32 protein-coding genes are annotated in these 26,784 nt (G+C 35.7%); all 32 read right to left on the reverse strand.

All coding sequences use genetic code 11. The features are described 5' to 3' along the window. Nucleotides 1-29: 29 nt before the first annotated feature. The 32 genes from rpsB to fliG all read right to left on the reverse strand — a co-directional run bounded on the left by rpsB (nt 30) and on the right by fliG (nt 26,780). A complete protein-coding gene (gene rpsB, locus MKZ17_RS15045) occupies nt 30-749 on the reverse strand; it encodes a 30S ribosomal protein S2 (protein WP_340724545.1) in 720 nt (239 codons plus the stop codon). A 159-nt stretch (nt 750-908) separates the two neighbouring features. Next, complete coding sequence (locus MKZ17_RS15050; RefSeq protein ID WP_340724546.1) at nt 909-1,487, reverse strand: hypothetical protein; 579 nt, start codon at nt 1,485-1,487, stop codon at nt 909-911. Nucleotides 1,488-1,495: 8 nt separating this feature from the next. After that, nucleotides 1,496-1,807, reverse strand: a complete 312-nt coding sequence (locus tag MKZ17_RS15055) for an RNA polymerase subunit sigma (protein ID WP_340724547.1) — start codon at nt 1,805-1,807, stop codon at nt 1,496-1,498. 12 nt (nt 1,808-1,819) lie between these two features. Then, nucleotides 1,820-2,590, reverse strand: coding sequence for a FliA/WhiG family RNA polymerase sigma factor (locus MKZ17_RS15060; protein ID WP_340724548.1), 771 nt, complete (start codon nt 2,588-2,590; stop codon nt 1,820-1,822). A gap of 324 nt (nt 2,591-2,914) precedes the next feature. Continuing rightward, nucleotides 2,915-3,283, reverse strand: coding sequence for a multidrug transporter (locus MKZ17_RS15065; RefSeq protein WP_340724549.1), 369 nt, complete (start codon nt 3,281-3,283; stop codon nt 2,915-2,917). Further along, nucleotides 3,280-3,783 carry a chemotaxis protein CheD gene (locus MKZ17_RS15070; protein ID WP_340724550.1) on the reverse strand — a complete coding sequence of 168 codons (504 nt, stop codon included), beginning with the start codon at nt 3,781-3,783 and terminating at the stop codon, nt 3,280-3,282. The genes MKZ17_RS15065 and MKZ17_RS15070 overlap by 4 nt, the downstream gene beginning before the upstream one ends. Further along, nucleotides 3,780-4,418, reverse strand: coding sequence for a chemotaxis protein CheC (locus MKZ17_RS15075; protein ID WP_340724551.1), 639 nt, complete (start codon nt 4,416-4,418; stop codon nt 3,780-3,782). Before MKZ17_RS15075 ends, MKZ17_RS15070 begins: the two co-directional genes overlap by 4 nt. Before the next feature lie 58 nt (nt 4,419-4,476). After that, nucleotides 4,477-4,923 carry a chemotaxis protein CheW gene (locus tag MKZ17_RS15080; protein ID WP_340724552.1) on the reverse strand — a complete coding sequence of 149 codons (447 nt, stop codon included), beginning with the start codon at nt 4,921-4,923 and terminating at the stop codon, nt 4,477-4,479. 17 nt (nt 4,924-4,940) lie between these two features. Then, on the reverse strand, nt 4,941-7,025 hold the full coding sequence (locus MKZ17_RS15085; RefSeq protein WP_340724553.1) for a chemotaxis protein CheA: 2,085 nt from the start codon (nt 7,023-7,025) through the stop codon (nt 4,941-4,943). Between the two features lie 15 nt (nt 7,026-7,040). Next, nucleotides 7,041-8,192 (reverse strand): protein-glutamate methylesterase/protein-glutamine glutaminase, encoded by a 1,152-nt coding sequence (locus tag MKZ17_RS15090; RefSeq protein WP_340724554.1) that lies wholly within the window; start codon nt 8,190-8,192, stop codon nt 7,041-7,043. Continuing rightward, entirely contained in the window at nt 8,193-9,065 is an 873-nt protein-coding gene (locus MKZ17_RS15095) for a MinD/ParA family protein (protein ID WP_340724555.1), read from the reverse strand. Continuing rightward, the gene (gene flhF / locus MKZ17_RS15100) at nt 9,049-10,251 is read right to left on the reverse strand and encodes a flagellar biosynthesis protein FlhF (RefSeq protein WP_340724556.1); all 1,203 of its coding nucleotides are present in this window, start codon (nt 10,249-10,251) and stop codon (nt 9,049-9,051) included. Before flhF ends, MKZ17_RS15095 begins: the two co-directional genes overlap by 17 nt. Continuing rightward, nucleotides 10,248-12,281 (reverse strand): flagellar biosynthesis protein FlhA, encoded by a 2,034-nt coding sequence (gene flhA, locus MKZ17_RS15105; protein ID WP_340724557.1) that lies wholly within the window; start codon nt 12,279-12,281, stop codon nt 10,248-10,250. Before flhA ends, flhF begins: the two co-directional genes overlap by 4 nt. Nucleotides 12,282-12,305: 24 nt before the next feature. Further along, on the reverse strand, nt 12,306-13,394 hold the full coding sequence (gene flhB, locus MKZ17_RS15110) for a flagellar biosynthesis protein FlhB (protein WP_340724558.1): 1,089 nt from the start codon (nt 13,392-13,394) through the stop codon (nt 12,306-12,308). 1 nt (nt 13,395) lies between these two features. Beyond that, nucleotides 13,396-14,172, reverse strand: coding sequence for a flagellar biosynthetic protein FliR (gene fliR / locus MKZ17_RS15115; RefSeq protein WP_340724559.1), 777 nt, complete (start codon nt 14,170-14,172; stop codon nt 13,396-13,398). Nucleotides 14,173-14,176: 4 nt separating this feature from the next. Then, complete coding sequence (gene fliQ / locus MKZ17_RS15120) at nt 14,177-14,446, reverse strand: flagellar biosynthesis protein FliQ (RefSeq protein WP_340724560.1); 270 nt, start codon at nt 14,444-14,446, stop codon at nt 14,177-14,179. 13 nt (nt 14,447-14,459) lie between these two features. Continuing rightward, nucleotides 14,460-15,125 (reverse strand): flagellar type III secretion system pore protein FliP, encoded by a 666-nt coding sequence (fliP, locus tag MKZ17_RS15125; RefSeq protein ID WP_340724561.1) that lies wholly within the window; start codon nt 15,123-15,125, stop codon nt 14,460-14,462. Continuing rightward, nucleotides 15,122-15,787 carry a flagellar biosynthetic protein FliO gene (locus tag MKZ17_RS15130; RefSeq protein WP_340724562.1) on the reverse strand — a complete coding sequence of 222 codons (666 nt, stop codon included), beginning with the start codon at nt 15,785-15,787 and terminating at the stop codon, nt 15,122-15,124. Before MKZ17_RS15130 ends, fliP begins: the two co-directional genes overlap by 4 nt. 4 nt (nt 15,788-15,791) lie before the next feature. After that, complete coding sequence (locus MKZ17_RS15135; RefSeq protein WP_340724563.1) at nt 15,792-16,154, reverse strand: response regulator; 363 nt, start codon at nt 16,152-16,154, stop codon at nt 15,792-15,794. Nucleotides 16,155-16,179: 25 nt separating this feature from the next. Next, nucleotides 16,180-17,391, reverse strand: coding sequence for a flagellar motor switch phosphatase FliY (gene fliY / locus MKZ17_RS15140; protein WP_340724564.1), 1,212 nt, complete (start codon nt 17,389-17,391; stop codon nt 16,180-16,182). Then, complete coding sequence (gene fliM, locus MKZ17_RS15145) at nt 17,384-18,379, reverse strand: flagellar motor switch protein FliM (RefSeq protein WP_340724565.1); 996 nt, start codon at nt 18,377-18,379, stop codon at nt 17,384-17,386. The genes fliY and fliM overlap by 8 nt, the downstream gene beginning before the upstream one ends. Before the next feature lie 45 nt (nt 18,380-18,424). Continuing rightward, the gene (gene fliL, locus MKZ17_RS15150; protein WP_340724566.1) at nt 18,425-18,853 is read right to left on the reverse strand and encodes a flagellar basal body-associated protein FliL; all 429 of its coding nucleotides are present in this window, start codon (nt 18,851-18,853) and stop codon (nt 18,425-18,427) included. Beyond that, complete coding sequence (locus MKZ17_RS15155; protein ID WP_340724567.1) at nt 18,840-19,064, reverse strand: flagellar FlbD family protein; 225 nt, start codon at nt 19,062-19,064, stop codon at nt 18,840-18,842. The genes fliL and MKZ17_RS15155 overlap by 14 nt, the downstream gene beginning before the upstream one ends. Nucleotides 19,065-19,143: 79 nt before the next feature. Further along, on the reverse strand, nt 19,144-20,133 hold the full coding sequence (locus tag MKZ17_RS15160; RefSeq protein ID WP_340724568.1) for a flagellar hook-basal body complex protein: 990 nt from the start codon (nt 20,131-20,133) through the stop codon (nt 19,144-19,146). Between the two features lie 108 nt (nt 20,134-20,241). Continuing rightward, nucleotides 20,242-20,613 carry a TIGR02530 family flagellar biosynthesis protein gene (locus MKZ17_RS15165; RefSeq protein ID WP_340724569.1) on the reverse strand — a complete coding sequence of 124 codons (372 nt, stop codon included), beginning with the start codon at nt 20,611-20,613 and terminating at the stop codon, nt 20,242-20,244. A gap of 12 nt (nt 20,614-20,625) precedes the next feature. After that, entirely contained in the window at nt 20,626-21,300 is a 675-nt protein-coding gene (gene flgD / locus MKZ17_RS15170; RefSeq protein WP_340724570.1) for a flagellar hook assembly protein FlgD, read from the reverse strand. A gap of 3 nt (nt 21,301-21,303) precedes the next feature. After that, complete coding sequence (locus MKZ17_RS15175) at nt 21,304-22,554, reverse strand: flagellar hook-length control protein FliK (RefSeq protein WP_340724571.1); 1,251 nt, start codon at nt 22,552-22,554, stop codon at nt 21,304-21,306. A 26-nt stretch (nt 22,555-22,580) separates the two neighbouring features. Next, nucleotides 22,581-23,243: a MotE family protein gene (locus MKZ17_RS15180; RefSeq protein ID WP_340724572.1), complete on the reverse strand. Its 663-nt coding sequence runs from the start codon at nt 23,241-23,243 to the stop codon at nt 22,581-22,583. Further along, nucleotides 23,200-23,649 carry a flagellar export protein FliJ gene (gene fliJ, locus MKZ17_RS15185; RefSeq protein ID WP_340724573.1) on the reverse strand — a complete coding sequence of 150 codons (450 nt, stop codon included), beginning with the start codon at nt 23,647-23,649 and terminating at the stop codon, nt 23,200-23,202. The genes MKZ17_RS15180 and fliJ overlap by 44 nt, the downstream gene beginning before the upstream one ends. Beyond that, nucleotides 23,649-24,974: a flagellar protein export ATPase FliI gene (fliI, locus tag MKZ17_RS15190; protein WP_340724574.1), complete on the reverse strand. Its 1,326-nt coding sequence runs from the start codon at nt 24,972-24,974 to the stop codon at nt 23,649-23,651. Before fliI ends, fliJ begins: the two co-directional genes overlap by 1 nt. 5 nt (nt 24,975-24,979) lie before the next feature. Continuing rightward, nucleotides 24,980-25,783, reverse strand: coding sequence for a flagellar assembly protein FliH (fliH, locus tag MKZ17_RS15195; protein ID WP_340724575.1), 804 nt, complete (start codon nt 25,781-25,783; stop codon nt 24,980-24,982). Beyond that, a complete protein-coding gene (gene fliG / locus MKZ17_RS15200; protein WP_340724576.1) occupies nt 25,767-26,780 on the reverse strand; it encodes a flagellar motor switch protein FliG in 1,014 nt (337 codons plus the stop codon). Before fliG ends, fliH begins: the two co-directional genes overlap by 17 nt. Nucleotides 26,781-26,784 lie beyond the last annotated feature (4 nt).

Genomic DNA, 26,784 nt, shown 5'->3' on the forward strand with positions numbered 1-26,784 from the left:
ATCCACTTATCACCTTTTCTAAAAGTGAATTACTCAGCAGATGCTTCTTCTACTGGAGCTTCTTCTTCACCTTGTTTAGCTTCTAATAAAGCGTCAGCCATTTTAGCAGTTAATAATTTAACAGCGCGAATAGCATCGTCGTTTGCAGGAATTACGTAATCAATTTCATCTGGATCACAGTTAGTGTCAACGATACCAACTAGAGGGATGTTTAATTTGATTGCTTCTGCAACTGCGATACGCTCTTTACGAGGGTCTACTACGAACATTACGTCCGGAATAGCTTTCATATCACGGATACCGCCTAAGAATTTAACTAAGCGCTCGTGTTCTTTTTTAAGTTGGATAACTTCTTTCTTCGGAAGTACAGAGAATGTACCGTCTTCTTCCATTTTTTCGATTTGCTTCATACGAGCAACACGTTTTTGGATTGTACCGAAGTTAGTTAAAGTACCACCTAACCAACGTTGGTTAATGTAGTAGTTACCTGAACGTTCTGCTTCTTCTTTGATCGCTTCTTGTGCTTGTTTTTTCGTACCAACGAATAAAACTTTACCACCGTCTTGACCAACTTGACGCATGAAATCGTAAGCTTCTTCTAATTTTTTAACTGTTTTTTGTAAATCGATAATGTAAATACCGTTACGTTCAACGAAGATATATTTCTTCATTTTTGGGTTCCAACGGCGAGTTTGGTGACCGAAATGTACACCAGCTTCAAGTAATTGTTTCATTGAAATTACTGACATGAGTGTTTCCTCCTAATATGTTTGGTTTTTTTCCTCCGTATTTTTCATCTGCAACAAGCTACCCTAAACTTTAGAGCACCACTTACTACATCGAAATACGTGTGTAATGTTTAACACCATTTGTTAATATAGCATACCTATGTGGCAAGTGCAACTACTTTACGCATGAAACTTAATGAGCAAGTCGATCTCTGTTTTACCACGTTGCATCATTTTCGCAATTTCTTCAGTAGATTTTCCATTACGATAATGTTCTAATACTTGTTGTTCAAATGTTAAAATCTTTCGTTCTTTCTCTTTTCGAAATAATACTTCTTGAACTTCCAGAACTTCATCTTCTTCTATAATATGTGCTTTTTGTTTACTATACGCATTTGTAGCAGTTTTAATAGGCACATATGGTCGCGCTTCTAATTCTGCTGTCTCTTCTAGTTTAAGAGAATCTTCAATTTCCGTTGAATTCGTCTTAATTGGTATCGTACTTGATTGAGCCTTTTCTTCAGTTACTGATTCCATTTTTTTTGAAGCTTGTGTATTTTGTAACTCCTTAATTAAACGATCATTTTCCTCTTTCATTTCAATTAAATAAACACTAATTGCATTATCCATTTCTTCAACTAATTGATTTTGACGGTTTTCCAAATCTTTAAACTTGGATAATTTGCTATTTAATAGAACAATAATAAAAATCGTAATGAGTTGAATGAGGAAAAGTACTATTATTAATCCCGTTGTCATGCCTTCTCCTAGCCGCTAAAATCAAAAAGATTCCCTTTAAATGGGTGCTTTGCTTTTTGTTCTAGCTCTTGCTTATTTTTCTTATTTTGTCTATTTTTCGATTGGCCATCGCCCGGTTGATTGTTGTCTTCCTCTTCATTAATGGCATCCATCTCTTCTGATTCATTAACGGAAAATTGCTTTCGTTCAATTTCACGTTTTAATGCTTCATTCGCATGTAATTGCTGATTAATTGTATTTTGTTGATGCTGATCGGCAATTTTTCCTGCATCGAAAGTTTTTGGGATAGCAATTTGTAATTCAACCCCTTTTAAACTCACAATTATCACTCCTTACGAACTAATCATTTCACTAGATAAAAGCTTGCGCAATTTAAATAAAGCCTTTGAATGGATTTGGGAAATACGTGAAGTAGATAATTCAAGCATTTCACCAATCTCCGTCAATGTCATTTCCTCTGTGTAGAATAAGCTAATGACAAGCTGTTCTTTTTCATTTAACTTTTGTATATTTTCTGCCAAGTCTCCTAATAATTCTGAATGGACAATTTGTTGCTCCGGCGTTTTCGTTTGATCATCCCGAATAACAAATGCCTTTCCTTCTGTTTCTTCTTGGTCCAATTGTTCATTAATTGAAAGGACATTTGAAAAGAAATGCTCATGAAATGTTTGATATATTTCATCTACTGGTAAATCCATATGTACTGCAATTTCTTCTGGCGTTGCATGACGCATTAATTTTTGTTCTAAGCCTTCAATTTGAGCTTCTAATTTTTTCGCTTTTTCTCGAGCAGAGCGAGGAAGCCAATCTTCTTTTCTTAAACCATCAATTATCGCCCCTCGAACTCGAAACGACGCATATGTATCAAATTTTAAATCTCGATTTATATCGAATTTATTAAGCGCATCAAACAATCCCATCATTCCAAGACTTACTAAATCATCTCTAGCAACATTTTTGGGTAAACCAACTGCAATACGTTGAACATGATATGAAACGAGTGGCTTATATTTTTTTATTAATAAATCGCCTGCATCAGGATCACGGTCTGTTGTCCAGCGAATCCATAGTGATTGTTCATCTAGTTTTCCTTGTTCAGTCACTCGTATCCACCTCTCCTGGAAATTTAAGCATAATATACTTCATTATATCAAAAAGACTACAAATATACATGTGACTGAAGGACGAGTCACAACATTTACATATATTTTAGAAAACAACGTATCGTTTAGCATTTTTGTATTATTTGATCATTTTATAACTAGCATTGTATAGAATAAGTACTATAAAAATACTATTCATCTTATAATAATGGCTATAAACAAAATAGAGCTATTCGAAAAGTAACATACTTCTCAAACCGCTCTATTAGTTTTTTAAGAAGGATGCTATGCAGGAAAAAGTCCCTCCTACATTCGCCCTCTTTCTTATTTAGAAACCGCTTCATCTTGTCCATGCAACATAGTTCGAACAACATCCGCAATTTCTTCCGTATTATTTTCTTCAAATGTAGAACGTCCATTTTGTGGTACTTGCTTGTCATTTTCAATATTTGTTTCTATATTTTCATTTTGTTCTGCCGTTTCATTGAAGCTAATGTTTTCTGGTGTATAAAATACATAGCCCATGAAATAACGGATGATATACATTACAAAATAGCCGATAACCCCGGCAACGAAAGCTGCACCAATTGTAGGCAATGGCATTGCAAATGGGTCTTGAATAGCCCAAATAAAGTAACCAGTAAATGAAAATAGAGCAGCCCAAAAATTATAAAATAGCGAACCAAACATCATATTTCACTCACTCCTTGATTTACTGTACGTATATTTAACTTATTTGTCTCAGGATTAAATTCAATTGTACGTCCACTGTTCCCACCTGTATCTTCTGCGACAATTGGAATATTCATTTTCTTCAATTGTGCTTTAACAGCTTCTACATTACGTGGACCAATTCGCATCGAGTCTTTGTCAGATGTGAATTGAAACATTTGAGCCCCACCGGCAATTTTCGCCTTCAGTTTACTACTTAGGGCACCTTCACGCTTCAATAAATCGACAAGTGCACTAACACCCGTATCAGCAAATTTTGCTACATTAATTGATTCTGTTCGACCTAGACTAGAATCTGGTAGCATTACATGTACTAAACCAGCCACTTTTTTTGAATCATCATAAATAACAACACCTACGCACGAACCTAAGCCTGATGTACGAATTGTATTAGGTACCTTCACAACATCCATTTGTGCAATTCCGACTTTAATAACTTCATTAACCTTCGTTAAAATCATGAAGTAGGCACACCCAATGCTTTAAAAATAGCTTCAAACGAGTCTGGATCCGGAAGTAAGAAAAAATGCCCCTTTACTTCTTCATCATCCGAAATAACTTCTTCATAAATGGATGTATTTATTACAATAACTGTATCACTCACTTGTGATAATTCAATTAAGCCAATGCTTATAATCGCACCAAACATATCGATACTTAAGCCTGGAACAGTTGGATAAATTTTAAGTCCCGTAAAATCTGATAGTGCAGATAAATATGATCCCGATAAAATATTCCCCATTTCCTGCATAGCAGATAGGCCAAGCTCGGATACAGGAGGCGAATTGAAATCAAATGATTCATCACGAATTAATCTTCTAATAAATCGATTCGCTTGTTCAATAGGCAACACGAAAAACATACTACCTTCCGCATCACCTTCAATACGTAAAAATATCCCTACGACTACATTTTCAGAACCTCCTGCAAGTTCCATCATTTCATTAAAAGACGCCATTTCAACATTAGGAACGCGCATATCTATTTTCTTTTGCAGTAAATCTGACAAAGCTGTCGCTGCATGTGCTGCTCCTATGTTCCCGATTTCTTTTAAGACATCTAAATGTAGTGAAGTGATTTTATCACTAAAATTCATTTACAATCCCTACTTTAATAGATTCTAGGCAAGAAACACTTACCTAGAAAATTAGTTATTAATCAAGAAGATTTAGCACTTTATCTAAATGAAGTAAAATTAATAATCGGTTTTCAAGCTTAGTCACGCCCGCAATAAATTCTTCCTCAAAAGAACCAACGACTTCAGGCTGTTGTTCAATAGACGCTGCATCAATGTCTAACACATCATTTGCTGAATCGACGATAAAACCAACTTCCATCGTTTCAAGCGTAATAATGATTATACGTGTTGTTTCTTCATTACCCGAAACTGGTAAATCAAAACGTTCGCGTAAATCAATAACTGGTGTTACTACACCACGTAGATTGATCACACCTTTAACATAACGTGCTGTTTTTGGTACACGAGTAATGTGCATTAATTTTTCAATGCCCTTTACGTGTGAAACCGGAATTGCATACTCTTTATCAGCTAATTGAAATACAATAACTTTCAAATTTTTTTGCTCGATAGCATTCGTCATTAGTTACACCTCTTCTTTTACTTCATTAGTGCGTTACAATCAACAATTAACGCCACTTTCCCATTTCCTAAAATCGTTGCACCTGAAATCGCAAAAATATTTGTTAAGTAATTGCCTAAAGATTTTAAAACAATTTCTTGCTGTCCGATAAAAGAATCTACTACTAAACCAGCTAATTTATCGCCTTTACGAACGATAACGACTGAATGGAATCCATCATCATTTGACTCTTCACGAGGTACTTCAAAAATTTCCTCAAGGAATACTAGCGGAACTACTTTGCCACGGAAATCAATTACTTTTTGATTATGGGCATTTAAAATATCAGAATTACGGATAATTGACGTTTCAATAATAGACGATAATGGAATTGCATAAATTTCTTTTTCAATTTCAACTAGCATGACAGAAATAATCGATAAAGTTAATGGTAATTGAATAGAAAAGACTGATCCTACATCCTGTGTTGAATCAATTGAAATACTACCACCAAGTGATTCAATTGTTGTTTTCACTACATCTAAACCAACCCCGCGTCCAGAAATATCTGAAATGACTTCTGCTGTTGAGAAGCCTGATGCTAAAATAAGTTCATTAATTTGCTTATCTGTCATCGTTAAAGATTGTTCTTGCGTTACGATTCCTTTTGAAATTGCTTTAGCAAGAACACGATCACGGTTAATCCCTGCTCCATCATCTTCAATGTCAATGAATACATAGTTACCGCTATGGTATGCACGAAGTTGTACTGTCCCTTCTTCTGGCTTACCTTTTGCTCGACGCACTTCAGGACTTTCAATACCATGGTCAACTGAATTACGAATTAAATGAACTAATGGATCTCCAATTTCATCGATAACAGTTCGATCAAGCTCTGTTTCCGCACCAATAATATCGAGGGTAATTTTTTTATTTAAATCACGCGATATTTGACGCACCATTTTTGGGAAGCGGTTGAATACTGTTTCAACCGGTACCATTCGCATAGTTAATACAATGTTTTGTAAATCACCCATTGTACGACTCATACGCTCAACCGTCTCATTTAATTCCCCGTGGTTAACATCTCCGGCAATTGTAAGTAATCGTCCACGGTCAATTGCTAGCTCTTCAAATAAATTCATTAAAATATCTAGTCGATCAATATTTACACGAATTGTTTTACTTGATGTATGCCCGTTTGATTTTGAATTACTATTTCCATTTGGCGTAGCTTTTTGAGATGCCTGTGCTTGAGTAATAGCTGGTGTTGTTTCATTAACAGCTACCGCAGTTTCTACACTATCAGCATTAACTTGTACAGCAGTAGATGGTGTGAACACATCTTGGCTAATTTCACTTACTAGTACTCTATCAACTTCAGATACTTTCATAAGCATCTTTTGTAAATCTTCAGGAGACTCTTTAGAAATGTAAGCAACATAAAAATCATTATCAAATTGCTCTTCTTCTAATTTTTCTACTGTCGGGTAAGATTTAATGACATCCCCGTTTTTCTCTAAAATTTCAAATACCATGAAGACACGAGCTGCTTTTAATAAGCAATCTTCTCGCAATGAAATAGAAATTTCATATGCGTTATACTCTTGCTCTGATGACTGAAGCATGACCGTCTTTTCAAAATCATCATATGTTAGCTTTAATTCATCAGAAGTAGTTGCTGACTCTTGTCCTTTTTCATTTGTTTCAGGTTCAAAAGCAATCGTAGCCGCTATTGTTGGTTCGCCTGCTTCAATGCGCTTTAATCGCTCAACCGTTGATTGAACATCACGCTTACCGTCACCGCCATCAGCAATGTTATAAACCATTTCTTCAAGATGATCTACAGATTCAAATACAACATCTAAGATTTCTGCCGTTACTTTTATTTTTTCATTACGAATTGCATCTAACACGTTTTCCATCTTATGCGTTAAGTCTGCTAAATCTTCAAATCCCATCGTTGCAGACATACCTTTAAGTGTATGAGCAGAACGGAAAATTTCACCAACAATTGTTAAATCTTCAGGATTTTTCTCTAATTCCAATAAATGTTCGCTACATGCTTGTAAATGTTCTTTACTTTCTTCAATGAACATTTCTAAATATTGATTTACTTCCATTTAGAAGGCACCCCTTTAAGGCATATATTTCATAATAGTTTCTGCAATATCGTCAACATCTGCCACCACATCAACAAGCTGCGTTTCCACGGCAGCTTTAGGCATTCCATAAACAATACATGTCTCCGCTGACTCAGCTATCGCTACTACATTTCCTGTTTTCTTTAATGCTACTAATCCTTTAGAACCATCATAGCCCATGCCCGTCATAATAACGGCAACTTTATCAAAGTCGTTATATTGACTAACATCTTCAAACATGACATCAACAGATGGTCGATGGCCTGAACGTGGAGGCTCAGTCTGGTCTAATACAATGCCAAACGAAGAACCTACTTTTCTTAATTTCATATGAAAACCACCCGGTGCTATATAGGCAGTTCCTTTATGTAATATATCGCCCTGTTCAGCCTCTTTTACATGGATATTACTTAATTGATCTAGTCTTGTTGCAAGAGATTTTGTAAATCCAGCCGGCATATGTTGAACAATTAAAATTGGTGCATCAACATTTGCAGGAATTTTTGTTATGACTTCTTGTAATGCTCTCGGACCACCAGTTGAAGTACCAATTAAAATAATTTTTTTTGAAGTTTTGCTCCACTCTATTTTTTTAGATGGTATATCAACAAATGTTCTTTTTTTCACTCCAATTGGGGCAGTCGATGGAAGCTCCGTCTTAACCGTCTTAACTGCTTTTAGATTAGGCTGTAACACAGTTGACAAACTTGGGATAGGCTTTTTTAACTTGGCAATTGGAATTTTTGCAGCTTGTATTACTTTATGTACTAACTCGTCTTGGATTTTATGTAAATCCAATGAAATGGTCCCGCTAGGTTTGGCAACAAAATCTACTGCGCCATAGTCCATAGCAGCAAATGTGTTTTCTGTTCCTCTTTGGGTCGTACTCGAAAGCATGATAACCGGGACAGGGCATACTTGCATAATCTCTTTTAATGCATCAAGCCCGTTCATTTCTGGCATTTCAACATCCATTGTGACAACATCTGGTTGTAGCTGCTGAATTTTTTTTATTGCGTCTTTCCCATTGCGTGCAGAACCGACTACTTCAACTTGTAAATGGTCAGCAAAAAAATCACTTATTAATTTCCGCATAAAGGCAGAATCATCAACAACGAGTAACTTACTTTTCTTTGAATTGGCCATTTACTCACGCCCTTTCGAGAAAATACTTCTTAATTTCGATATAAATTTATTCGATTGTACATTTGAGTGAATTTCTTCCATTTGCTCATTCATGAAATTTTTCACTATTTTTTTCATTGTTTTTGAAATAGGTGCATCAGGATATAACGTTGTAAACAGTTCTTGTTGCCTTACTGCTTTACGCACTACATTATCTTCAGGTAAAGACCCTAAAATAATTACTTCTTTTTGTAAAAAACGCTCCATTACTATTTTTAATCGCTTTGTTGTATCGAGCCCTTCTTCCAATGTGTAGGCACGATTACAAAGTAAATAAAACGTTTTCTCATTATCCTTTAAATGAATATACTTCATCATCGAATAGGCATCCATAATTGCAGTAGGTTCTGCAGTTGAAATAACGATTATTTCATCTATTGACGTTAATAAGTCAAGCGACCAGTCGGCAATACCAGCACCCATGTCAAATAATACAAAATCATAGTCTTTTTGAAGTGATTCTAGCGCATAGGTTAAACGACCAAAAGTCGCATCGGACCATTCCATTATAGTTCCCATCCCGGAACCACCTGAAATATAGTTTACACCATCTGAGCCTTGTAGCATAACATCTTCTAATACTAAATGACCATCCAAGTAATCTTTTAAACTATATTTTGCTGTTTTCCCCATCAAAACGTGAACATTTCCCATACCAATGTCCATATCTAATATGACTACTTTTTTTCCTGATTTAGCTAAAAGTGAAGCAAAGTTCGTTGTAAAGTTACTTTTACCTACTCCACCTTTTCCGCTTACAACCGCAATTGATTTTCCTAGTCTCCCTTGACTTTCAAGCATTTGTAATCGAAGTTTTTCAGCTTGATCTCTCATCTTTTATCTCCTTGAAGAAAAGCTCTATCAGGCTCTCTATACTTGGTTGTTCAATATCTTCTGGTACTTCTTGACCATTTGTATAATAGGCGAGCCCTTTCTTATATTTAATCATTAAATTAAACATAGTGCCAATAGAATTTGTTTCATCAAGCTTTGTAAAGATAAACTTTTCGATTTTTAAATTGCTAAATTGTTCAATAATTGCTTCTAAGTCTTTTTGCTTAGCTGTTAAGGCTAATACTAAATATGATTCAGCTTCCTCATTAAAATTAATAAGTGATTGCAGATCTTCTACATACTTAGCCTCTTTATAATTTCGTCCAGCTGTATCGATAAAAATTAAATCTAAATGCGCAAGCTTTTTTATTGCTTCCTCATAATCTTTCGCATTATATACAATTTCTACAGGTGCCTGTAACAATGCTGCATAAGTTTTTAATTGTTCAATTGCTGCAATACGGTACGTATCTGTTGTAATAAAACCAATTTTCTTTTTCTTTTCTAATACAGAACGAGCAGCCATTTTTGCGATTGTAGTTGTTTTCCCAACTCCGGTTGGCCCTAAAACATTAATATATTTTTTTTCATAAGACAATCCACTAATCGGGATATATTTCAACTGTTCGTTTAAGAAATTTCTAGTAATTTGCTGCATTTTTGACCATTGTAAATTAGTTTCATCATTTTTATAATGCATAAAAAGCTCATCACTAATTGCTGTGATAAGCTCCTCGCCAAGTTCCTGCTGTTTTAAAGAATCGACAAATGGTAAGAGTTCATCTGGATATTGAGCTTGTGTCGACATACGTTGCATGGATTGCATAATAGATTTTAAATCTGCAATCTCTTTTATCAAGTTTTCTGGCAATAATGAATTATCAGCATGTGGAGTGTATGGTGACTCCACATGCGAAAAGCTTTGTTGTTTTTGAAAGTTTAAAGACTCATTTTTAACGATTGGGGCTACCGGTGCAATGTCTGATAAAGATGAAAGAATTGATGGTTTCTTTTCAAGTTGATCATAGCCTGCTACGACTTCATAGCTTTTATTTTTTATAAGCCCGAAATATTTCTTTGTTACAACAACCTTCGAATTTAAAATAACGGCGTCTTCCCCTAAATCAGCACGAATTTGTTTCATAGCTTCGGCAATTGAGGATGCATTGTACTTTTTCATCTTCATTCAACATTCACCACCCCTACACTTTGAATTTCTACTGCTGCATCAAGTTCGTTATAAGACAAGATTGGAACTTGTGGGAAATATCTTTCAGTTAATTGTCTTAAATACATTCGTACACCTGGTGAGCATAAAACGATTGGAGATTGTTCCATATATGAAACTCGCTCGACTTCTTTTGCGATAGCTTCTAATACAAATTGAGACTCCTGTGGATCCATCGCTAAATAATTTCCGTGGTCTGTTTGCTGAATACTATCTGCAATTAACTTCTCTACCTTACCGGAAACAGTAATTACTTTTAATGCTGGCTGACCACTTACAAATTGTGAAGTAATTTGTCTAGCCAACGCTTGTCTTACATATTCTGTTAAAATATCTGTGTCACTTGTTAATTTTGCATAGTCTGCTAATGTTTCAAAAATTATTGGTAAATTACGAACGGAAACATTTTCACGTAATAATTTCGCCAACACTTTTTGAACTTCACCAATTGATAATGGAGCTGGAATAAGATCGTCCACTAAAATGGCATGTGTTTCACGTAAATGATCAATTAATTGCTTCGTTTCTTGACGACCTAATAATTCATGTGCATTGGCTCGAATAATCTCTGTTAAGTGAGTGGAAACAACACTTGGTGGATCAACTACTGTATAACCATACATTTCAGCGTCTTCTTTTACTTGCTCCGTAATCCATTTAGCTGGTAATCCAAATGAAGGCTCAATGGTATCAATGCCTTCAATTAAATCATCATCACCAGGACTCATAGCTAAATAATGATCCAGTAGGAGCTCCCCTCGAGCCATTTCATTACCTTTTACTTTGATACGGTATTCATTCGGCTGAAGCTGGATATTATCGCGAATACGGACAACCGGAATAACGATACCTAGCTCAAGCGCAAGCTGACGACGTATCATTACAACTCGGTCTAATAAATCTCCGCCTTGTGCAGCGTCTACTAATGGAATTAATCCATAGCCAAACTCAAATTCTATTGGATCGACATTTAGTAAGTTAATAACATTTTCAGGACTTTTCATCGTATCCGTTGCAACTTCTTCCTCAATCTCCATAATTTCTTCAGGCGTTTCATCTTTTTTACGATCCATTAAGAACGCACCAATTATTAATACAGATGCAATAGGTAATGTAATTATCATAGGGATCGGTGTGAATAAACCTAATAAGAAAATAGTACCCCCTGCAACATATAATAATTTCGAGTGAGCAAACAATTGATCTGTAATATCCGAGCCTAAGTTACCCTTTGAAGCTGCTCGTGTAACGACAATACCTGTTGCTGTTGAAATTAATAAGGCTGGAATCTGAGAAACAAGGCCATCCCCGACAGTTAAAATCGAGTATTTTGCAGCAGCTTCTCCAAATCCTAAATCCATTTGCATCATTCCGATAATCATACCGAACAATAGGTTAATCCCTACCATAATGATAGAGGCAATTGCATCCCCTTTTACGAATTTAGTTGCACCATCCATCGCTCCATAAAAATCTGCTTCACCAGATACTTTTTCGCGACGTTCACGGGCTTCCTTTTCAGAAATCATTCCTGCATTTAAATCCGCATCAATACTCATTTGCTTACCAGGCATCGCATCTAATGTAAATCGTGCGGCTACTTCAGCAACACGCTCTGAACCTTTTGTAATTACGATAAATTGGATGATTACTAATAGTAAGAAGATTACTAAACCTACTAAAATATTTCCTCCTGTAACGAAATTACCAAACGTTTCTACTACTTCACCAGCATCCCCTTCTGCTAAAATCGCACGAGTTGTCGAAACAGATAATGCGAGACGGAAAAGTGTTAGTAATAATATTACGGTTGGAAAAATTGAGAAGTCTAGTGCTTCTTTCATATTCATTGCTGTTAGCAATACTAATAAGGCTAATGTTATGTTAATGATAATTAAAAAGCTCAGTAACCAAGGTGGAAGAGGGATAATGAGCATCGCTACAACCATTATAACTGCAGCTAAAACCCCTAAATCGCGTATTTGCATTGTTGTCCCTCCTGCGTTTCTACGTTATATTTTGCGTTTAATACGATATACATAAGCAAGTACTTCAGCTACTGCCTTGAAAAATTCCTCTGGAACAGCTTGACCAATTTCAACCTGATCATACATTGCACGAGCAAGTGGTCTGTTTTCAACCATTATTACATCATGCTCTTTTGCAATCATTTTAATTTTTTGTGCAACAAAATCCGTACCTTTTGCTACAACTTTCGGTGCATCCATTTGATCTTCATCATACTTTAATGCAATCGCAAAGTGCGTCGGGTTTGTAATGACAACATCTGCCGTTGGAATTTCTTGCATCATGCGGCGCATCGCCATTTCTCGTTGACGTTGCTTAATTTTTGACTTAATTAACGGGTCACCTTCAGAATTTTTATATTCATCTTTAAGATCTTGCTTTGACATTTTCAATTGCTTTTCATATTCAAAGCGCTCATAAATATAATCAAACAGTGCAATAGCAACTAACATGATTGATGCGGCAATGCCCATAATCGCTGATAAATAAGCTACTGTTGATAATATTTGTGCTGGACTATGTAATGCTAACGATAATACTTCTTCTAAATAGACGATAATAACGACTGTCGTAACTGTCCCTATTAGCGTTACTTTTAGTAAAGACTTAATCAAATTGACAATTGCTCGTACTGAAATAATTTTTTTAATGCCTTTAATTGGATCCATTTTTTTTAAATCAAACTTTAGCGTTTCTGTTGTAAAAAGTAAGCCAAACTGAAAAAAGTTAGCTCCAATACCTGCAATCATTGCAACAATCATTATTGGTAATACAATTATCGCCATTTCTTTTATAGATTCAACATACATATCCATGACGGTTTCAGCACTTAATGTTTCAATCAATATGTTCTTTTCAAGTGCTTGAAGTAAAAATCCTTTTACCCCATCATACATAAACGGTGCAAAGAATAATAAAAAGAAAAAGCTTAACAGTAACAAAAATGCCGCTGTAACATCCTGACTTTTTAAAACTTGCCCTTTTTTCCGTGCATCTTGGCGTTTTTTCGGTGTCGCCTTTTCGGTTTTTTCACCAGCGAAAAATTGTAAATTGAGAGTTACTAATAGCTTCATGCTATTCACCACCTAAAATAACCATTAAATCACGTAAGGATAAAATCATAAACTCAATAAGTTCTCTCATTACCCCAACTAGTACACCCATTGTCACAATTAAAACAAGAAAACCTACAGCAATTTTAATTGGGAAACCAATAACGAAAATATTCATTTGTGGTACTGTCTTTCCGGTAATCCCTAATGCTAATGTAACTAAAAAAAGTGTTGCAACTATTGGAGCTGACATTTGAAATGCTATGGCAAAAACAGAAACAAACATTTTTATAATAAATACTGCGGTCGCTTCCTCCCCAAAATTAGGAAAGACCTGATCCATAGGCATAAATTGATAGCTGTAGTAAATCCCATCTAATAATAGATGGTGGCCATTTATTGCTAGTAGCAAAAGTAAAGCTAAAAAGTTGAAAAATTGGCCCATTAATGGTGTTTGTGCACCGGTTTGCGGATCAATTATATTTGCCATTGCAAATCCCATTTGGAAGTCGATAAATCCACCTGCAATTTGTACAGCTGACATAATAATAGCTGCTGCTAACCCTAGCATTAAACCAACTACGGCTTCTTTTAAAATTAATAATAAATAATCCCCGTTTATTTCAAACGGCTCTACTTGAAAGGTATAATACATCATCCAAGACAAAGCGATAGCCAAAATTATTCGAACTTGTGGGGGGATTGTTCGATAAGAAAACAAAGGGACTGATACGAAAAATGCAGAAACACGCACCAGAATTAATAACAAAATCGAAATATTCGGTAATAATTCCGTCATTTGCTCACCCAATATATCGGACTAAATTATTTAATATGTTATGGAAATAATTCGTCATTGTTGAAATCATAAATGGTCCAAAAAATACTATTCCCACTAATACAGCAACAATTTTCGGTACAAATGCTAAAGTCTGCTCTTGAATCGAAGTCGTTGCCTGAAATATACTTACCGCTAAACCAGTCACTAGTGCAATTAACAATAGTGGACCAGACACTATTAACACTGTATATACTGCGGCTTCTGCAATTGCAATGACCATTTCCTGTGTCATTATGTATCATCCCCTAAAAACTTTGAAGTAAGGACTTCATTACTAAATACCAACCATCGACTAGTATAAATAATAAAATTTTAAATGGTAGTGAAATCATTACTGGAGGCAACATCATCATACCCATCGCCATAAGTGTACTAGCTACAACCATGTCAATCACTAAAAACGGTATGAAAATCATAAAGCCCATTTGAAATGCTGTTTTAATTTCACTTAAGGCAAACGCTGGAACTAAGAGTGTTAATGGAATTTCTTCAATAGATTCTGGATATTCTGATTGATTGTATTCTAGAAACAACTCTAAATCCTTTTGCCTTGTGTGTTGTGCCATAAATTCTTTAAATGGAATTGTTGCACGTTCATATGCTTCTTCCAAATTAATTTCTTCATCAAACAAAGGCTGTAATGCTTGTTCGTTTACTTGTTGGAAGGTTGGTGCCATAATAAAAAATGTTAAAAATAGTGCCAAACCAATAATCACTTGGTTCGGAGGCATTTGGTTTGTCGCCAATGCTGTACGTGTAAACGATAAGACAATGACAATTCGTGCAAACGAAGTCATCAATATTAAAATACTTGGTGCTAACGAAAGTACGGTCAATAGGAATAATAGTGTAACCGATGTTGATACATTCCCTGGATCACTTTCTGAAAAGACGGAAAGAATATCTGTCATCGCTTATCACTCTCCTGTTCTTTCCAACGCTCTAACTCATCCGTACGTTTTTGTTTAATTTCACCGATTTTTTCATTAAACATCTCATTAAATTTAGGACTATTAGATATATCTTTTGGCTCATTCTTGTTTGTAAATTTCTTAAATATTTCAGCAATATAAGGAGTAGTTGCTGCTGTATAGTGGTTACCTTCCATTTGCTTCATTAATTGATCTACTTCCTCTGGCGAATCAATTTCTTTTAGCAATTGAATATTTTCTCCGACACCTACAATATAAATGTGTTTACCAATTAACAACAATTGTACAGACTTTTGCGGTCCTACCGACATTCCACCAATATTTTTAATAAGGGCATTTTGTTGGTATTTTAAATTACGTTTGTTTAAAAACTTCAAAATAAATAATAGAAGCCCAATTACAAAAATTAGCGCTAATAAAATTTTTATGTACTCCCAGAACCCCATACCAACAGATGCCGATTCAGTAGATTCTGTTTCGGCATCTGAAGTATTATCTTTCTGGCAAATTTCTTGGTTTTTGATACATTCGTCAACATTTTTAACCGATGCAAAAGTCCCATTTGAAATTGGTGCGAACAATACAGACAACCATACTATTCCAACAATTAGCCAAAATCGAAATGATTTTTTTGCTAGCATACGATCAACCTAATGCTTTTTGAATTGCTTCGATTACACGGTCTGCTTGGAATGGCTTTACGATAAAGTCCTTCGCTCCAGCTTGAATAGCGTCGATCACCATTGCTTGTTGACCCATTGCTGAGCACATAATAACAACAGCACTTGGATCTGCACCTTTAATTGCTTTTAATGCTGCGATTCCATCCATCTCAGGCATCGTAATATCCATTGTTACTAAATCTGGTCGTAATTCATTGTACTTTTCAACAGCTTGAAGTCCATCTGCCGCTTCCCCGACTACTTCATAACCATTTTTTGTTAAAATGTCTTTAATCATCATGCGCATGAATGCTGCATCATCAACAATTAAAATCTTTTTAGACATAATCTGATTCCTCCAATTGAAAAAACTATCTTAAATTGTTCAAGCGATCCGCTTGGCTTAAAATGTCTGTGATTCGAACGCCGAAGTTCTCATCAATTACAACAACTTCACCTTTCGCGATTAAGCGACTGTTCACCAAAATATCAACTGGTTCACCAGCAAGTTTATCTAATTCAATAATTGATCCACTAGATAAATCTAAAATTTCTTTCACAGAACGTTTTGTGCGCCCTAATTCGACAGTTACTTGTAAAGGTATATCTAGTAACATATTTAAATTACGAGCTTCTGTCTGAGTAATGTTAGCAGATTCAAAACTTGCAAATTGAGCTTGTTGTACATTTACTTGTTGTTGTGGTGCTGCATACATTGGTTGCTGATAAACTGGTTGTTGATATACAGGTTGTTCATACATCGGCTGTTGTACTGGTTGTTGTGATGCCTGCTGAACAGGTTGTTGTAATGGTTGTGCTGGTTGAACTGCAGATACAGGTTGACTTGTTGGTGGTGCTGGTGCAATTGTACCTGCTAATTCATCAGTCTCTCCCATTAATGACTTTACTACTTTTTTACTAAAGTTTAAAGGTAATAATTGCATTAAATTTGAATCAATTAGTTCGCCAATACGTAATCTGAATGAAATTTTAACTAATAAATCATCTGGCGGGATATTATCTGTACCTTCATTTTGCGAAATATTCATTAAATCAATAGTAGGTGGTGAAATATCAACTTTTTGGTTAAAGATCGTTGACATTGACGTTGCCGCTGAACCCATCATTTGATTCATCGCTTCTTGAACTGCGCTTAACTGAATTTCACTTAACTCTGGTTTAGGATTTAGACCATCTCCACCTAACATTAAGTCTGCTATAATTGCAGCATCTGATTGTTTAATTACTAATAAATTCATACCAGTAAGCCCGATTGTATATTCTACTTGTACTGCGACATACGGGTGTGGAAATTCCTCTTCTAATCGATTTCGATTAATCATCGAGATACTTGGTGTTGTAATATCAACCTTTTGTCCTAATAATGCTGATAAAGCTGTAGCAGAGCTACCGAAGGAAATATTCCCTACCTCACCTAAAGCATCTTGTTCAATTGGACTTAGATGATCATCAACAATAATTTCATCGCTAGTAGTAGTTTCACTATTGGCAGGAATATCCTCCAATGTTTCGCCCCTTAATAGAGCCTCAATTTCTTCTTGGGAGAGCATTTCATCACTCATCTTCGTCTCCTCCTTTCAAAGGGTCGATAATTTGGACAGCCATTTTTTTATTTAGTTTCCCAGGCTGTACTGTAAATTTAGGTAAACTTCCGACTTTTAAAGTCAAAGGATTTTCTATCTTTTGATTTAATTGAATAACATCACCTATTGCCATTGTTAAGAAATCTTCGATTGTTATATCAGTCGTTCCTAACTCAGCAATTACAGGTAAATCAGCTTGTTTTACACGAGTTTCTAGCATTTTAGTTTGTTCTGGAGAGATTTCTTTTGTATTTGTCTGCATCCAGTAACGAACAGATAAATTAGGAACAATTGGTTCTAAAACAACATGTGGAATACAAATATTAATCATCCCAGTTGTTTCACCAATTATTGTATTTAACGAAATTACAACTACTGTTTCATTCGGTGAAATCATTTGTAGGAACTGTGGATTTACTTCTAATTCCACAAGCATAGGATCAATTTCTGCAACATTCTCCCATGCTTCCCTTAAATTATCAAATGAACGCTCGAATAAATTCGTCATAATTTTTGTCTCAATCTCAGTTAAATTGTCAACGTTACTATGACTTGCTCCAGTACCACCCATTAAACGATCTAACATTGAATATGCAATGTTCGGATTAATTTCCATAAGAATATTCCCGTCTAATGGCGGTACTTCGAAAACATTAATTAATGTCATATTCGGAATTGAACGAACAAATTCTTCAAACGGAATTTGGTCAACCGATGCTACTGTAATTTGTACATAACTTCTAAGCTGTGCTGAAAAGAATGTTGTTAACAGTCGCGCAAAATTTTCATGTATTCGGGTCAAACTTCGGATTTGATCTTTTGAGAAGCGCAATGCTCGTTTAAAGTCATAAACCTTAACCTTACGAGATTCTTCTTCTTTTCTCATGTCTGCTGCATTCATTTCACCGGTTGATATCGCTGATAATAGCGCATCAATCTCGGACTGAGACATTATATCTCCTGCCATTTGCCCACCTCCATTTCATGATGTTTCAAAATGTTTACTTCTCTTTTACTGCAGAACATAGGAGGTAATATACACTTGTGTTACTTCACCATTTTGCATTAATTCATTCACTTGCGACTTAATAGCATTTTGGAATGTAACTTTACCTTGTTTACCTTCTAAAGATTCCTTTTCCATTTCAGATAATTCTTGAATGACAATATTCTTCACTTGGAAATCACGCTTCAATAGCTCTTCTCCAGCATCTTTATCTGAACCTTGAACTTTAAGTGAAATGCGTACAAAACTTCCATCTGCTAAATTCGTCGTAATCTCTGGAATGTCTACAGAGGATTCAACAATTTCATCAATTGTTGGTTCAGTTGCTGCTGAACCTTTGTCAAGCTGTGTTAATAACACCACAACAATAACACCAATTAAAGTAATCGTCACTAACATAATGAGCATAATTGTTAATAGTTTATTGTTCTTCATCTTCTTCACCTCTTAGATGCGGGTTTGATAGTGCTTGTATATGTTGATAAAAGGTTGTTACCTTTTGTCGCACCTGATTTTCAGTTTCTAAAACAATGAATTTACGCCCAGTCGTTAGCGTAATCGTTGTGTCTGGAAAAGCTTCGACTGTTTCTATGTATAGAGCGTTTAAAGTAAATGCTTTGCCATTTAGGCGCGTTACTTCAATCATTGAAATGGGGCCGGACCTACGTAGAGAGCCGGCCCGACCCTCCCTTACAATGAATTATTATGATAATAAATAGGTTAACCTATCGTTTTAAGTTTACAAGTTCTTGTAATATCTCATCTGAAGTAGTAATAATACGAGAGTTCGCTTGGAAACCACGTTGTGCAACAATCATCTCCGTAAATTCTTCAGAAAGGTCTACGTTTGACATTTCAAGGAAACTAGAGTTAACTGATCCGATACCTGCTTGAGTCCCCACTTGTACTAAAGGATCTCCAGAGTTCGCAGACATTTGGAAGTAGTTAGATCCAGTTTTTTCTAAACCAGAAGCGTTTGGAAATTTAGCTAATAAAGCTTGCCCTGCGAATTGTAACTTACCATTAACGTCAACATAGTAAACAGAACCATCTTGTGAAATAGACATGGATTGAGCATTCGTTGGAATTCTTAGTGGCCCCGTTGTACCAGCTGCTGGTGTAATTTGTCCATCTACATATAGATTGTCAGTTCCCTGTGCTAAATCTGCACGATCGTCATCTGACATACTCTCCGCATCCGGATCTACTTCCGCATATAAATTTTCGTTAGCAACACCTACTAAATATTTTCCATCTCCATTTACTAGGTACCCGTATTTATCCATATACATATTTCCTGCTCGAGTATATTGAATATTAGTGAAGCCATCTGCTAACAATGGATTTTGCGTTAAATCTTCCATATCATCAGGAGTTGGTGCTGCATCAGCAGCAGAATCTGCTACCATAAAGAAACCATCTCCAGAGATAGCTAAGTCAAGTGTACGCCCTGTTGATTGCATTGAACCCGGGTTGTGAACTGTATCAATCGCTGCAAGTTGAGAACCTAATCCTACTTGAATGGCATTGACACCACCACGTGTTGCTGAAGGAGCAGATGCCCCTGCTTGTGTTTGTGAAATTAAATCTTTAAAAATTGTACGTTCCTTTTTAAAACCATACGTATTAACATTAGAAATGTTATTACCAATAACGTCTAACTTTGTCTGGAAATTTTTTAAACCTGAAATACCTGAATACATTGAACGTAACATAGTATGCCGTTCTCCCTTCAATTTTCAAAATTCACGAATTATTCGTGGTGTTAATAGCTGCGTCAATCAGTCAGCAGCTAAAGGCTTCCTTACCTATGAAGGTCCAGCCTATAAAACAATTGTTCCATCTATATTCGTAAAGAGTTGTTCTTTTGCTTCAATTCGGTCCAGTGCTGTAATAACTGTTGAGTTTTTGGCACTAACAATTAACGCCGCTTGCTCCAAAATAATTAAGGGTTGTTTAACTCCCTTTTCACGTGCTTCAAACACTTTATCAGTTATTTGCTGCCATTCATTATCTGAAATAATAATATTTCGCTCATTCATTCGTTCAGTAGCATGTTTACTAATTTTTAATTCATTTGTAGCCTGCTTTAAATGATTAACAAATGAATTTTTTGTTGGAAGTACTGAATGATTTTTAACAGTTTGCTGGATAGGTGGATGATACGGTATATGTTGAATATTTACGCGGTTCATCAAAATCACCTCTTATTCAGCTGTAACCACTGTAAATTGATCTTTCGTTAGGCGTGTACCATTATTTAATATGTACTCGATTGTACCAGTACTATTTTTAGTAATTGCCTCAACAATCGCATCTATTAAACTTTCACCAGATGTATATTGAACAGTTTTCCCAATCATTTCGCTGGCTTCAACAAATGGATTCGATTGAATTGGTGGTGTTGACTCGCTACTTGAAGTTCCACTTAAAATAGAAGAAATATTTCCTGGAGAAATTTCTTTCCCATCAGCAAGTACAAAAATAGCATCTCCATTGATGAATTTTAATTCTTTTATGCTTCCAGTGCCTTCGTTATAAATTGGTTTTCCTTTATCATCCAATTTGTCCGTTAGCTCATGCCACTTTACTTCTTTACCAACAAATGTCGAATAGTTCATCAGCTGAGACTGTTGTTGAGATACTAATAAGTCTTCCATCGCCTTTGTCATATTTTGCATTTGCTCTAAAGAAGAGAATTGCGCCATTTGTGCAATAAATTCCTTATCATCCATTGGGCTTGTTGGATCTTGGTTTTGTAATTGGGTAATCAAAATTTTTAAAAACGCATCTTTTCCTAATGCTCCATTATCTGCTTTATCTGTAACTTTTACATTACTCACAGGGGGTAAATAATAATCATTCGTAATTGTACTAGTCATTCCTTATACCTCCTCACTTAACAAGTCTTTAAATGATATTTTCTCTTCTGCACTATCATCTTCGTTATCTTCACGATCCTCGTCATTTTGCTGACGGAAGAAGTTATTGAAGAAGTTTTGATCACGTGTATTTCGGTCCGCATCTTGTAAAGACTGAGCTACATCAATACGATCCATTTGAATGTTTTGTGCAACAAATCCGGCTTTCAGTTGATTAATATTATTTTCTAATAACTCTTTCCCCATTGCCGTTGTCGCAAGTAAACGAGCTGTTAACACGCCATCCTTCTGAACTAACTCAATACGAATTTGTCCCAAGTTTTCTGGGAATAATTTTAAAAATAATTTCATATTGCCTTGTTGTCCTGACAGCTGACTTCGATTAATTAAGGATTGAATTTCTTTAACTAGTGTTTCTGACTGTGCTGGCTTTTCAGCTGGCAATGTAATCGTTACCGTCTTTGTTTGCGTTACTTGTTGTTGTAATCCAACTGATGGTTGTGTTTCTGTTTCAGTTTTCACCGTTACTTGTTGAGACGAGTTTTGTGTTTGCGTTTGAACAAGTTGTTGGAAAGAAGGTTTTATTACCTCTTGTTGTGTATTTACAATTGCTTGTGTTTGATTTGTTAAGGATAATAAAGCTTCTTTCAGTTGGTTCAATTGTTGTTCTTGCTTATAAACTGTATCTACTTTATTGCCAAGCAACTGAACAAGTTTTAAAAACTGAATAACTTGCTCTACTTCTTTTGGTTGAACTTCACCTTTTTGTTGCATTCCTTGCATTGCAGCAAGAACTTCACTTAAAATTGCAGGTGCCTGTTCTATAATCGACCAAACATCCGTAATTTCTTGTTGCTCATCCCCTAATAATTGTTGAATAATTTGTGCGAGCTGTTCTTCAGTTAATCCAAGTACTTCTGATAGGTTCTCTAAATTAAGCATTTCATCAACTGGAATAGGCTTACTTTCTTCACCAACAAAAACAAATAAACCAGATTCATCCATTTCTACGCCTAATTCTTCCAATAAGTTTTCTAATGAATCTGTCGCTAAAATTGCCTCTACTTCTTCAGCTAGACCTTCTGGCTGTGTTTTATTAGCCTGTGTCGATTGATTATTTGAGCTAGATATAATCTTTTCAAATACACTTCCAAATGCATTAGCATCAGGGGCTACACTATCAGCTGACTTTGTTTGTGCTGTCTTTTGTGGCATCTTAGTAGCCGTCATTGCCTGTAATATTGCGATATTCATTTTTTCACCTCCTTTCAATAATCTAATTATTGTTGAGATAGAAGCTCTGTATAACGCGCAGCATCTTCAGGTGACATTTTTGAAAATATCGCTGAAAGTGTATCTGGTTTCATGCTAGACATAATACGTAAGCTTTCTGTATCGCTCATTTGAACTAAAATTGGTGCTGCTGTTTTAGCAGACATTTTTTCAAATGTTGAAAGAATTTCAGTAAAGTCTTTTTGTGACTCTTCTTGATTACGTTTTAATTTTTCAATTTCAAACATTAATCGCTCTTGCTCAGCCAACAACTCATCTTTCTCACTTGTGGCTGCATCCATCTGTGTTTGAAGCTGTGTAATTTGTGCTTCTTTTTGTTGTATTTCTGCTTGTAATTCAACTACTTTTTCACCATTTAACGTGGAATTTTCCACAACCTCTTGTTCATCAGCGTTTAGGAATGGTATTTTCTCCGTTACGTTATTTGCCATTTTAAATACATTCACTTCAGTTACTGTGGCAATAACTAGTGCAATGGCGATTACAAACATTAGAGGAATTAGAAATAAGTAAAATATTTTTTTGAAGAAACCTGCTGGCTTATTTTCTACTTCCATTTCATCTACTTGTACATCTAGTTTAGTTATATTTTTTTTTGCCATGAAATCACCTGATTTCCTTCTTGTAATACGCAATAGTTGAAAGCTCATCTAGTTGAATCGCTTCAATACGTTGTTGATCTTCTTTAAATTTAACAAAGTCATTTTCACGCATTTTTTCGTATTTGCGCACTTCCAAGTTTTTTTCTAATAATTTTTGTTCGTGCCAATTCATTTTTGCACGAGCTTGTACAACTTTTTGCTGCACATCAGCAATCGTTTTTTCCATACTGTCTATGAATTTAGAGTAGTGCTTTACCTCATCAATGGAAGAACCGATCATAAGACGTTCTTGCTGGTAAGAAATTAAATCTTCCTTTTTCTTTAATAAGTCATAAAGTTTTGTTGCGATTTCCTCAAAAACTTGAACGGATTCTTTAAATGCAATTTCAGACTCCGTTTTTTCCTGTTCTTTAACACCAAGAATTTTTTCAAAACGATACGTATATATCGACATTACTTCACACCGCCATTTGATAACGAAATTATTTCGTTTACTGTTTGCTCGATTGAAATTTTGTCCTTAAAGCTTTGTTTTAAAAAGGTAGTAATTAGTGGTTCATAATGAATGGCTTCATCTATTTCCTTTGAAGTCCCTCGCTTATATGCACCGATATTTATTAAATCCTCAGATTTTGAATAAGTATAATACAATTCTCTCAGTCGACTTGCTGCTTTAACATGTTCTGGATCCGCAATATGATTCATTAATCGACTAACACTTTTTAGCACATTAATTGCTGGATACTGCCCTTTATTAGCCAAGTTTCGGTCTAAGACAATATGTCCATCTAATATCCCTCGTACAGCATCTGCAATTGGTTCATTCATATCATCCCCATCAACAAGCACTGTATAAAAGGCTGTTATCGTACCATGTATATTCGTTCCAGACCGTTCAAGTAGAGACGGTAAAATGGCGAATACTGAGGGCGTATACCCCCTTGTTGCAGGAGGTTCACCAATTGCTAAACCAATCTCACGTTGTGCCATTGCTACACGCGTTACCGAGTCCATCATTAGCATGACATTGTCTCCGCGATCACGGAAATATTCTGCAATAGCGGTAGCAGTAAACGCTGCTTTAATACGCATTAATGCAGGCTGATCACTTGTTGCGGCAACAACAATTGAACGACTTAACCCTTCTGGACCAAGATCACGCTCAATAAATTCCCGTACCTCTCGCCCACGCTCTCCTACTAGTGCAATAACATTAATATCTGCCTCTGTATTTCGTGCAATCATACCAAGTAATGTACTTTTCCCTACACCAGAACCCGCAAATATACCAACACGTTGACCACTACCAACTGTTAACATCCCATCAATCGCTTTAACCCCTACTTCTAATCGTTCATTAATAGGTGGGCGATTTAAAGGGTTCGGTGGTTCTTTTTCGGTTTGTACTGAAGCTAACCCTTTTGGTAAAGACTGTCCATCAAAAGGATTACCCATTGCATCTAATACTTGACCAATTAATTCGGGGCCTACCTTTACTTCTAAAGGTGTACCCGTACCTTCAACAAGGCAACCAACCGAAATTTCTTTCAAAGAAGTGTATGGCATAAGGATGACGATTTCATCCTTAAAGCCAACGACCTCTGCCAAAATGACTTGTGGACCGTTTTTTGATGTTTGCACGTGAATTTTACAAACATCACCAATTGAACTTCCCGGACCTTGAGACTCAATCATTAAACCGACTACTCTCGTCACTTTTCCATACTTTTTAAATGTATTAAGATTAGGAATTTGTTCAACTAATTGAGCCGTTTTCATCCGTATCATTCCTTACTTTCTATTAATTCATAGAGCTGTCTACGAAGTTCATGTAGTTGCTCGTCTATTGACACAATAATTCTTCCATGATTTGTTTCAATATAGCTTTCTGTATCCTCTAAATCTTCATTTACAAAAATCATAAATAGAACATTTACCGGGAACATTTCAGCAAGCTCACCATGGTAACTCGTAACAAGTTCGTGGTATTTTGGTGAAACATATAATTTTATTTCCTTCATTTCACGGGCTTCTTTTAATCCCCGCTTTATAATCGAAATATATAATTCTTCTTGACGATCAAGAGAAGTATTGAGAATGCGCTCCGCTGCAGTTAATGCTAACTCCAATATTACTGACTCTTGTGATTCAATATATTTTGAAGCATTTTCCTCAGCACTCTTCATCGTATTATTTGCTATTTGTAAAACTTGTGCCATATTCGCATTTGCTTTCTGTACACCTTCTTCATAGCCTTGTGCAAAACCTACTTCATGTGCCTGTTGCTGAAGAAGCATTTTTTCCTCTTCCCAAGCTTGTTTTTGTGCCTCTAGTAAAGCTAATTGTTCATTACGATACTCTTCAAATTGAAGACGTTGTTCTTCAATTTCACGCGTCGATTGTTCGAACATTTGTTGACGTTCTTGTTGAATATCTTCTAGTGTCAATTGTGGCGTATGTTCTTGTTCTTCTTCCGCTTCTCCATAATGAATCGGCTCGAAGAAACTTTGAAGCTTAATTTCAACAACTGCCTCTTCAACAGGTGACTGTGCATTTGTTGAACGGATGATTCTAGACAATGACGTCATCTCCTCCACCACGTGCAATAATGATTTCACCTGCATCTTCTAAACGACGAATAACTGCCACAATGCGAGATTGTGCTTCCTCTACATCACGTAAACGAACTGGTCCCATAATTTCCATTTCTTCTCGGAATGTATCAGCCATACGTTGCGACATATTTCGGAAAATAATATCTTTTACTTCATCAGAAGATACTTTCATCGATAATAATAAGTCTTCGTTTTCACAATCACGAATAACACGTTGAATTGAACGGTTGTCGAGTGTAACAATATCTTCGAAGACAAACATACGTTTTTTGATTTCTTCTGCAAGCTCTGGATCTTGAATTTCAAGCGCATCGAGAATCGTTTTTTCTGTTTGTCGGTCTACACCATTTAATACTTCTACTACCGCATCTACGCCACCAGTTTCAGTGTAATCTTGCGTAACCGTTGATGATAATTTACGCTCAAGTACGGATTCAATTTCACTAATAACCTCTGGTGATGTTGATTCCATAATTGCAATACGCTTCGCTATATCAGCTTGTACTTCTTGCGGTAATGATGAAAGAATTACCCCCGCTTGCCCTGGCTCTAAATATGAAAGGATTAAAGCGATTGTTTGAGGGTGTTCATTTTGAATAAAGTTAAAAATTTGTGATGGATCTGCTTTACGTGCAAAATCAAATGGACGAACTTGTAATGAAGAAGTAAGACGATTTAAAATTGCTTGTGCTTGTTCAGCACCTAAAGCTTTTTCAAGAACCGTCTTCGCATATCCAATACCACCTTGCGTAATGTAATCTTGTGCTAACGCAATTTGATGAAATTCTTCAATAATCTCTTCCTTTACCGAAGATTCTACTTTTTTAACACTTGAAATTTCTAACGTAAGACGTTCAATTTCTTCTTCACTTAAATGTTTATATACAGAAGCCGAAACTTCTGGCCCTAGAGAAATTAACAGTAAAGCGGCCTTTTGCTTTCCTGATAGATCTTTATCTTTCTTGGACACAGCT

It is taken from the genome of Solibacillus sp. FSL R7-0682 (assembly GCF_038005985.1).
GTDB lineage: Bacteria > Bacillota > Bacilli > Bacillales_A > Planococcaceae > Solibacillus.

Coding starts and splice junctions, on each gene's coding strand:
- rpsB (WP_340724545.1), bottom strand. CDS start 749: ATGTCAGTAATTTCAATGAAACAATTACTTGAAGCTGGTGTACATTTC.
- MKZ17_RS15050 (WP_340724546.1), bottom strand. CDS start 1,487: ATGACAACGGGATTAATAATAGTACTTTTCCTCATTCAACTCATTACG.
- MKZ17_RS15065 (WP_340724549.1), bottom strand. CDS start 3,283: ATGATGTTTGGTTCGCTATTTTATAATTTTTGGGCTGCTCTATTTTCA.
- MKZ17_RS15070 (WP_340724550.1), bottom strand. CDS start 3,783: ATGATTTTAACGAAGGTTAATGAAGTTATTAAAGTCGGAATTGCACAA.
- MKZ17_RS15075 (WP_340724551.1), bottom strand. CDS start 4,418: ATGAATTTTAGTGATAAAATCACTTCACTACATTTAGATGTCTTAAAA.
- MKZ17_RS15080 (WP_340724552.1), bottom strand. CDS start 4,923: ATGACGAATGCTATCGAGCAAAAAAATTTGAAAGTTATTGTATTTCAA.
- MKZ17_RS15085 (WP_340724553.1), bottom strand. CDS start 7,025: ATGGAAGTAAATCAATATTTAGAAATGTTCATTGAAGAAAGTAAAGAA.
- MKZ17_RS15090 (WP_340724554.1), bottom strand. CDS start 8,192: ATGGCCAATTCAAAGAAAAGTAAGTTACTCGTTGTTGATGATTCTGCC.
- MKZ17_RS15095 (WP_340724555.1), bottom strand. CDS start 9,065: ATGAGAGATCAAGCTGAAAAACTTCGATTACAAATGCTTGAAAGTCAA.
- flhF (WP_340724556.1), bottom strand. CDS start 10,251: ATGAAGATGAAAAAGTACAATGCATCCTCAATTGCCGAAGCTATGAAA.
- flhA (WP_340724557.1), bottom strand. CDS start 12,281: ATGCAAATACGCGATTTAGGGGTTTTAGCTGCAGTTATAATGGTTGTA.
- flhB (WP_340724558.1), bottom strand. CDS start 13,394: ATGAAGCTATTAGTAACTCTCAATTTACAATTTTTCGCTGGTGAAAAA.
- fliR (WP_340724559.1), bottom strand. CDS start 14,172: ATGACGGAATTATTACCGAATATTTCGATTTTGTTATTAATTCTGGTG.
- fliQ (WP_340724560.1), bottom strand. CDS start 14,446: ATGACACAGGAAATGGTCATTGCAATTGCAGAAGCCGCAGTATATACA.
- fliP (WP_340724561.1), bottom strand. CDS start 15,125: ATGACAGATATTCTTTCCGTCTTTTCAGAAAGTGATCCAGGGAATGTA.
- MKZ17_RS15130 (WP_340724562.1), bottom strand. CDS start 15,787: ATGCTAGCAAAAAAATCATTTCGATTTTGGCTAATTGTTGGAATAGTA.
- MKZ17_RS15135 (WP_340724563.1), bottom strand. CDS start 16,154: ATGTCTAAAAAGATTTTAATTGTTGATGATGCAGCATTCATGCGCATG.
- fliY (WP_340724564.1), bottom strand. CDS start 17,391: ATGAGTGATGAAATGCTCTCCCAAGAAGAAATTGAGGCTCTATTAAGG.
- fliM (WP_340724565.1), bottom strand. CDS start 18,379: ATGGCAGGAGATATAATGTCTCAGTCCGAGATTGATGCGCTATTATCA.
- fliL (WP_340724566.1), bottom strand. CDS start 18,853: ATGAAGAACAATAAACTATTAACAATTATGCTCATTATGTTAGTGACG.
- MKZ17_RS15155 (WP_340724567.1), bottom strand. CDS start 19,064: ATGATTGAAGTAACGCGCCTAAATGGCAAAGCATTTACTTTAAACGCT.
- MKZ17_RS15160 (WP_340724568.1), bottom strand. CDS start 20,133: ATGTTACGTTCAATGTATTCAGGTATTTCAGGTTTAAAAAATTTCCAG.
- MKZ17_RS15165 (WP_340724569.1), bottom strand. CDS start 20,613: ATGAACCGCGTAAATATTCAACATATACCGTATCATCCACCTATCCAG.
- flgD (WP_340724570.1), bottom strand. CDS start 21,300: ATGACTAGTACAATTACGAATGATTATTATTTACCCCCTGTGAGTAAT.
- MKZ17_RS15175 (WP_340724571.1), bottom strand. CDS start 22,554: ATGAATATCGCAATATTACAGGCAATGACGGCTACTAAGATGCCACAA.
- MKZ17_RS15180 (WP_340724572.1), bottom strand. CDS start 23,243: ATGAGCTTTCAACTATTGCGTATTACAAGAAGGAAATCAGGTGATTTC.
- fliJ (WP_340724573.1), bottom strand. CDS start 23,649: ATGTCGATATATACGTATCGTTTTGAAAAAATTCTTGGTGTTAAAGAA.
- fliI (WP_340724574.1), bottom strand. CDS start 24,974: ATGAAAACGGCTCAATTAGTTGAACAAATTCCTAATCTTAATACATTT.
- fliH (WP_340724575.1), bottom strand. CDS start 25,783: ATGACGTCATTGTCTAGAATCATCCGTTCAACAAATGCACAGTCACCT.